This window comes from Brachyspira pilosicoli (genome assembly GCF_036997485.1).
Classification (GTDB): Bacteria; Spirochaetota; Brachyspiria; order Brachyspirales; family Brachyspiraceae; genus Brachyspira; species Brachyspira pilosicoli_C.
Genome location: NZ_JAWLPU010000009.1, coordinates 1 through 575, shown reverse-complemented (window position 1 = coordinate 575; position 575 = coordinate 1). Strand labels below are relative to the sequence as shown.

Here is a 575-nt window from a genome sequence, read left to right as displayed (position 1 = left end):
GCTTTGGGAAGAGCTATGGTTAGAAATCCGTCTGTATTTTTATTAGATGAACCTCTTTCTAACCTTGATGCTAAATTAAGAGTACAAATGCGTACGGAGTTGATTAAGCTTCATAAACAGCTTCAAACAACATTTGTATATGTTACACACGACCAAGTAGAAGCTATGACTATGGGTACTAAAATCGTTGTTATGAAAGATGGCGATATTATGCAGGTAGATGATGCTAAAACTCTTTATAATCACCCTAAAAATTTATTCGTAGCAGGCTTTATTGGTGCTCCTCAAATGAATTTTATTAATGCTAAACTTTCTAAGAAAAATTCTAAATGGTATGCTATTTTCGATAGATATGAAATAGAATTAAATGAGCCTAAACTTGAAAAGATAGATGATTCTTATAATGATAAAGAAGTTATATTGGGTATTAGACCAGAGAATATTATTTTAGATAAAAATAATTCTGATAGTAATTCTATAGAAGCTATAATAGATGTAATTGAGATGATAGGTTCTGAAAGTTATTTATATATGAACTTTGGAGATTCACATGTTACTATAAGAATCAATACAAG

The 575-nt window shown here is 29.6% G+C and carries 1 protein-coding gene; it reads left to right on the top strand.

Annotated elements, in window-relative coordinates; genetic code table 11:
- Positions 1–15: 15 nt before the first annotated feature.
- On the top strand, positions 16–575 hold a 560-nt coding region (locus R4I97_RS12025; RefSeq protein ID WP_335785278.1), incomplete at its 3' end, for an ABC transporter ATP-binding protein.